Annotated in this window: 1 protein-coding gene; it reads left to right on the forward strand. The window is 29.6% G+C overall.

All coding sequences use genetic code 11. The features are described from left to right. Positions 1–846 precede the first annotated feature (846 nt). The coding region (locus HX049_RS18365) for a hypothetical protein (protein ID WP_286417828.1) at positions 847–1,175 on the forward strand (329 nt) is incomplete at its 3' end.

Below are 1,175 nucleotides of genomic sequence, written 5' to 3' on the forward strand. Positions count from 1 at the left end.
ATCAAGATTATTACTCTCTAAAAATGGACACAACCCTTTAAATATCAATTGCTTTAGTTTTTTGTCGTGTACTTAGAGTAAAGTTAGTTAAATAAGATCTTTTTGCTTTACTTATCTCATAAAAACTTTTTTTAGATGAAAAGGGGCAGAGTTTAGATTCGTTAGGAGACTTTTTAGTCTTATTAAGTTGTTGGATTTTTAGTAAGAGTATATGAATAACAAAACAAAACTGTTTTTTTAGAAAAAAAACAGATATTTGAATTATAATTAAAAAATGATTGAAGGTTAATAAGCATCGCACAAGTTTTTTTACGATTTTAAATAAGGAGTTTTTATTTGATAATTAAAAAGCTAGTAGTAAGAAACTTTGTGATAAAGTAGTGGGATGTTTGTAATGAAGACCTTAGTTTCAAAACTAGAAATTAAGGTCTTTTAATCAAGAACTAAATAAAGATAAAGACTAACTATACTGTTTTTGTAAGGGGGGCGTTATTGGGTTTGTAAAATAAGAATAAAGAAGGTTTGTAGATTTTTGTGTTGCTAAACAAACAAAATCTACACCCCATGACCAAATACTCCACAAAGATAGTATAGAATTAGATATAGTTCCACACTTACCACTTTGAAAAAGAGGAATTAAATTATAAGTTTCACTCTATAAGATAGTTAATTCTGTATTGTGCAAACTTAAAACAGATATCCAATGTAGTTATTTGCCAGTTCAAGCTTTGTTTAGTAACCAAGTATTAAGTCATAAAAAGTATTTGGTCATTTTACAAAACTAAAAAGTCAAGATGACTTCAAATTATTAGTGGTAAAGAAGTTTAATTTTTAAAAAAAAGAATTATGAATGAAGATCAATTAAAACAAACAGTAAACAACGCTCAAGATAAAGCAGAAGGAGCAGTAGATTCTATGAAAGAGATAGCTAGCAATGCTCAAGATAAAGTAGAAGGGGCAGTAGATTCTATGAAAGAGACAGCTAATAACGCTCAAGATAAAGTAGAAGGGGCAGTAGATTCTATGAAAGAGACAGCTAGCAATGCTCAAGATAAAGTAGAAGGAGCAGTAGATTCTATGAAAGAGATAGCTAGCAATGCTCAAGATAAAGTAGAAGGGGCAGTAGATTCTATGAAAGAGACAGCTAGCAATGCTCAAGATAAAGTAGAAGGAGC

This window comes from Myroides odoratimimus (genome assembly GCF_030326305.1).
Taxonomy (GTDB): Bacteria; Bacteroidota; Bacteroidia; order Flavobacteriales; family Flavobacteriaceae; genus Flavobacterium; species Flavobacterium odoratimimum_A.